Source organism: Streptomyces sp. SID486 (assembly GCF_009865385.1).
Lineage (GTDB): Bacteria > Actinomycetota > Actinomycetes > Streptomycetales > Streptomycetaceae > Streptomyces.
Window position 1 is genome coordinate 1 of the sequence record NZ_WWJT01000203.1, and the last position, 5,221, is coordinate 5,221.

General features: G+C 74.4%; 4 protein-coding genes. 1 reads left to right on the forward strand and 3 read right to left on the reverse strand.

The features are described 5' to 3' along the window. Positions 1-485: 485 nt before the first annotated feature. Complete coding sequence (locus GT045_RS10040) at positions 486-1,937, reverse strand: WGR domain-containing protein (RefSeq protein ID WP_161333948.1); 1,452 nt, start codon at positions 1,935-1,937, stop codon at positions 486-488. A gap of 330 nt (positions 1,938-2,267) precedes the next feature. Continuing rightward, positions 2,268-2,972 (reverse strand): TetR/AcrR family transcriptional regulator, encoded by a 705-nt coding sequence (locus tag GT045_RS10045; protein ID WP_161333949.1) that lies wholly within the window; start codon positions 2,970-2,972, stop codon positions 2,268-2,270. Between the two features lie 160 nt (positions 2,973-3,132). On the opposite strand from GT045_RS10045, the gene GT045_RS10050 reads away from it, so the two are divergent. Then, the gene (locus GT045_RS10050; protein WP_161333950.1) at positions 3,133-3,918 is read left to right on the forward strand and encodes an SDR family NAD(P)-dependent oxidoreductase; all 786 of its coding nucleotides are present in this window, start codon (positions 3,133-3,135) and stop codon (positions 3,916-3,918) included. Positions 3,919-4,066: 148 nt separating this feature from the next. Here GT045_RS10050 and GT045_RS10055 read toward each other — a convergent pair whose 3' ends face one another. Beyond that, entirely contained in the window at positions 4,067-4,771 is a 705-nt protein-coding gene (locus tag GT045_RS10055; protein ID WP_161293918.1) for an SDR family oxidoreductase, read from the reverse strand. Between the last annotated feature and the right edge of the window lie 450 nt (positions 4,772-5,221).

Below are 5,221 nucleotides of genomic sequence, written 5' to 3' on the forward strand. Positions count from 1 at the left end.
GGGACGTCCCGGTCGGCGTACCGGCAGGCGGCCCGGCGTACCGGCAGGCGGCCCGGCGGGCCGGCTCGATCGCGGCCGGCCCCCGTCCCGGACTCCTTCCACCGGCCCGGCTCCGCCCTGACAGAGAAGGAGAGGGCCCGTGGCCCCCGAACCCACCCGCCGTGCGGTGCTCCTCGGGGGGCTCCTCCACGGACGACGACGGCCTCCCGGACGGCCGGCTCCTCACCCACTCGCGCTCGGTGGCACCGCGCAGGGCGACGTGAGGTGACATAGGGCCTCGCCCGCGGGGGTGGTCCGTGGTGACGTACGTAGGGCCTCGCGCGCGGGCGCGTCCGTGGTGACGTAGGGCCTCGCCCACGGAGGTGTCCGTGGTGACCGGGGGCGTCCGTGGTCACGTACGGCCTCGCCTGCGGGGGCGTCCGAGGAGGCGTGGGCACTCGCGCGGGGGGGTGTCACAAGTGACGCGGGTCTTGCGCGTGGGGATGTCAGAGGAGGCGGCGGATGTCGCCGCGGACCCGGTAGAAGCCGCCCGCCGCAGGGTGCAGGGCGTCGACGACGTAACGGGCGCCGGGGTGGCGTATCGCGCGCGGGAACTGGACGTTCCAGGAGGCGTCGTAGCCGTCGGACAGGACGTGCACGCGCAGCCGGCCGGCCTCCTGGACGCACTCCACCACCACGGCCCCGGCGGGCGCCTGGGTGACCGTGGCCACCGCGGCCACGGCGGTGGCCGGAGCGTACGTCGGCAGGGCGGCTGCGAGCTTGACGTCCCGCGCCACGGGGACCGTGCCCTGCTGGGCGGCGGAGACGGCCGCCTCGCTCGCGTCGACGCAGACCAGCGAACCGTCGGTGGTGACCAGGTACAGCCGCTCGTCGCGGTACTGCATCGACAGGGCCGAGCCGCTGCCCGTACCGAGCTTCCACAGCCGCCTGCCGTCCTGGTCGAAGCAGTAGACGGAGGAGGCCGCGTCGCCGGCGAAGACGAACCGGCCGCCGGGCGAGGTGGCGCACGAGTACACCGCGTCGTCGCAGGCGTACGTGGCCTCGATGGCGCCGGTGCGCTTCGACAGCCGCTGGACCACCCGGTGCGCGGTGCCCGCGTACACCGCGTCCCGCTCCTGCCAGCCGAACAGCACGCCGCCCTTGGTGGGGGTGTGCCACAGCTCGCGGCCGCCGTCGGGCGCATAGGCGGTGACGCCCCGGTGGTGGCCGTGGTAGACGGCCCGGTCGTCGGCGCGCACCATCCAGGCGTGCTCGCCCGGACTCCGGCGGGACCACTGGTGTTCGTCCTCGTGGTCGATGACGGTGAGCCGGCCCTCGCGGTCCGAGACGTCCAGGACGCCCTCGTGGATGTCCAGCCAGAAGATGTCGACGTCGGTGGCGATGTCGTAGGCGGCGAAGGGGAGTTTGGAGGAGAGGTCGTAGACCTTGCCGTCGTCGCAGCCGGCGTAGATCCAGAAGTCGTCCGCGACCAGGCACTTCACTCCGTCGGGCAGGCCGAAGTGGGCCAGGACGGCGCCCTCGTGGTCCAGCGTGTAGACGTCACCGGCCTGATTGCCCACCCAGCAGCGGTCGTCGTCCACATGGATGCCGAACGCGGCGGAACCCGTGCGGAACCGCCACAGCACCGGCGCCGCGGCACGGGTCGTGGAGGGCGCCGAACTGACCTGACGGCGGGTCACCGCACGGGGCGCACGCTGCCCCCGGACCGCCCGGGCGTACCCCTTGCGGACCTTCTCGCCGACCTTCTTCGCCGCGGCGGCCCGCGCCTTCTCCGCGGTGGGGAAGGTCGTCGTCTGCGTCTGCCCGTCGGCGCCTATCCTGCCGTACCGCACCGTCACCACCTGGCCGTCGACGGTCACTTCGTAGAACTTGTGGGCGCCGCCGCCCTCCTGCGACAGCTCCAGATACGTCGTCGACACCGCGGACGCCGTGGACATGGCAGACCCCTCCCCCAGGCAGACCCGCGGCCGTTCCAGCGGGTCCTCAACTGCTCCTCACGGTAGGGGCACCCACTGACAATCGACCTGGAGCGGAACCGGGGGGCGGGGCCCGGACCACGGGGGGGCGGAGCCGGGGCAGGGGCACGGACCGCAGGGGGCGGAGCCGGGGCAGGGGCACGGTCGGCAGGGGGCGGAGCCGGGGCAGGGGCACGGTCGGCAGGGGCGGAGCCGGGGTGGGGAAGCCCCGGCCGGGACACGTGGCCCGCCCGCATCGCCGGTGCCCGCCGGGCCGCCCGGCTCGGCTATGCAGCCCGTCGCCGCCTGGTCCTACGTGGCGTCCCCGGTCTTGGCCGGCCGGGCGGGTGCAGCCGGGGAGGAGCCCTGTGCACCGTCGTCGGACGCCGACGGCAACACGTCCATTCCGCCCAGGAGTTGCCGCAGGCACCGCAGCGCGAGCGCGGCCGGTGAGCCCTCGCCGGTGACGCCGGCCTCCGTGCCGGCCCAGGTCTCCAGCGCGATGCGGACCGCGTCCGTGGCCGCCGCGGCGACCAGGCGCACCTGCAGCGCTTCGAGTCGCCCGTCGGCGAGCCGGGCGACGACCGGGACGAGCCGCTCCTCGGACTCCTGGTTCACCCGGTACCAGACCGCCCGCAGGGCGGGATCGCCGGCCGCCGCCCGCAGCAGCCCCCGGGTCCGCAGCAGCGCCTCGGCCGCCTCCTCGTCCGGCGCCGCCAACGACCGTTCCACCGCCGATTCCAGGGCACGGGAGAGCCCCGAGGCGGCGTCGGCCGCCTCCAGCAGTGCCCGCCAGCGGTCGGCCCCGGCCGCGAGCAGCGGGCTCACCGCGTCCTGCTTGGAGCGGAAGTAGCGGTAGAAGGTCCGTAGCGCCACGCCCGCGTGCCGGGCGATCTCCTCCGCGGTGGTCGCGTCCGGCCCCCGCTCGGCGAACAACCCGGCGGCCGCGTGGGCGATGTCGAGCTGGGTCGCGGCCTTGCGGCGCTCGGTCAGCGAGGAGGACGGCTTGGTGCTCACCCGAGAAGGGTACGGCCCGGAGCGGGATGGAGACATGCAATGCCGATGTGGCAAAACGTGCCACCTCGGCGTAACGTGAAGGCAACGGCGCGCCGAACGGCAAGGGAACCGGCGTCCCACACACCCCGCCGTGTCAGCGGCGGGCCGGGCAGGAGAACTCATGAACCGCTACGAAGGCCGCCGCGCTCTGATCACCGGCGGCGGTTCCGGCATCGGCCAGGCCACCGTGCTGCGCATCCTCGCCGAGGGCGGCACCGTGGTGGCCGCCGACGTGAGCGAGCGCGGCCTGCGGGACACGGCGGAGAAGGCCGCCGCGCATGCGGACCGCCTCACCACCCTCGTCGTGGACATCGCCGACGAGGACTCCGTCCGCGCGGGCGTCGCCGCCGCCATCGGCGCGCTCGGCGGCCTGGACGTGCTGGTCAACGCCGCCGGGATCCTGCGTTCCTCGCACACCCACGAGACGAGCCTCGCGGACTTCACCCGCATCCTGCAGGTGAACCTCGTCGGCACCTTCCTGGCTGTCCGCGAGGCGATACCCGCACTGCTCGCCGGGCGGGACGCGGCGGTGGTCAACTTCAGCTCGACCTCGGCCGTGTTCGCGCACCCCTACATGGCGGCGTACGCGGCGAGCAAGGGCGGCATCCAGTCGATGACGCACGCCCTCGCCGCCGAGTACGCGGGCCGGGGCATCCGTTTCACCGCCGTCCAGCCGGGCTCCATCTCCAGCGGCATGACCGACGGCAGCGGCGCCAGCGGGCAGAGCAGCGGACCGGGCCTGCCCGCCGACGCCGACATGCGGCTGTTCGCGAAGCTCTCCCCCGCCCTCGGGCAGGGGTTCGCCGGCCCCGAGACGGTGGCGTCCGTGGTGGCGATGCTCGGCTCCCGGGACGGCGCGTTCATCACCGGAACGGAGATCCGCGTCGACGGGGGCACCCACTTCTGACGCTCACCGGCCCCGGGGCCGCCGTACATCCCGGCCAGCCGGTCCGGGAGCGGCCCCCGCATCGGCCGTGACGGGGGCGCATCATCCGCCTCGCCCGCGGTGTCGATGAAGGCGAGGAGCCGTGCGCGGCCGCCCGACGGCGGCCGGGCTAGGCCGCAAGCTGCGGATACATCGCCGCCAGGTCTCCGGAAAGCCCGGCCTTCACCTGCCGGCTGAGGTCGTCGGCCAGCACCTCGTACGCCCCCGCCTCCACGCCGTCGAGCGCGAGTGCGGCGACGCCCTGCGGGGTGGACTTGGGCGCGTCCACGTCGGCGGCCATGTCGGTGTCGATGTAGCCGACGTGCAGCCCGGTCACCCCGATGCCCCGCGGAGCCAGCTCCAGGCGCAGCGAGTTGGTCTGCGACCACAAAGCCGCCTTGGTGGCGCTGTAGGAGCCGGCCACCCCGATCCAGGAGAGCACGGAGTGGACGTTCAGGAGGTGCCCGCCGCCGTTGCGCTCGACGATCGGGACGAAGGCCCGGGCGACCAGCAGCGGCCCGAAGAAGTTCGTCTCGAACTCGCGGCGTACGTCGTCGACCGGCGCGTCCAGGAAGGAGCGCGCGCCGAGCGAGATGCCGGCGTTGTTCACGAGGACGGTGACGTCCTGTGCGCGGGCGGCCGCGGCCTCGACGGACCGGGGGTCGGTGACCTCCAGCGCCAGGGGTACGGCGTCGGGATGCGTGACGCTGCGCGGGTCGCGGGCCGTGGCGTACACCTTGGCGGCGCCCCGCGCGTACAGCTCCTCCACCAGCGCCTTGCCGAGGCCGCGGCTGCCGCCGGTGACCAGCGCGACAGAGTTCTTGATCGACGTCATGAACGCCTCCAAAATTGGAAACCGATCGGTTTCCTCAACCGTAAACCGATCGGTTTCCAAGGGCAAGCACGGCCGCGCTCGCACGGGGAGTCGACGGCAGGCAGGAGAGACGGCCTGCGGCAGGCGGTGTTCGACAGGCGGCGTTCGACAGGCGGCGTTCGACGGGGCGGGGAACGGACCGAGCGCATGGATTGACCGTTCCCCGTCCCTGCCGGTCGGCTCGCCGCCGCTCGGGCGGCGGGGCGGCGTGCCGGTCCATGGGACGACCGGCGGGCACACCCGGCCCACCGATCCTGCTTCGACCCTCCGACGACGGGCGCGCGCGGGCCATCCGGAGAGGGCCGGCCGGGTGAGGCACCGGCGTGGCGATCCGGCGGACGACCGTACGGGGCGCCGATCACCGGGCACCGATTCCGGCCGCCGGCCCGCCGGCCGCCGGCCCGCCGGCCG

Bases quoted from the DNA above. Each gene is read 5' to 3' on its own strand.
- GT045_RS10040 (WP_161333948.1), bottom strand. From the start codon at position 1,937: ATGTCCACGGCGTCCGCGGTGTCGACGACGTATCTGGAGCTGTCGCAG.
- GT045_RS10050 (WP_161333950.1), top strand. From the start codon at position 3,133: ATGAACCGCTACGAAGGCCGCCGCGCTCTGATCACCGGCGGCGGTTCC.
- GT045_RS10055 (WP_161293918.1), bottom strand. From the start codon at position 4,771: ATGACGTCGATCAAGAACTCTGTCGCGCTGGTCACCGGCGGCAGCCGC.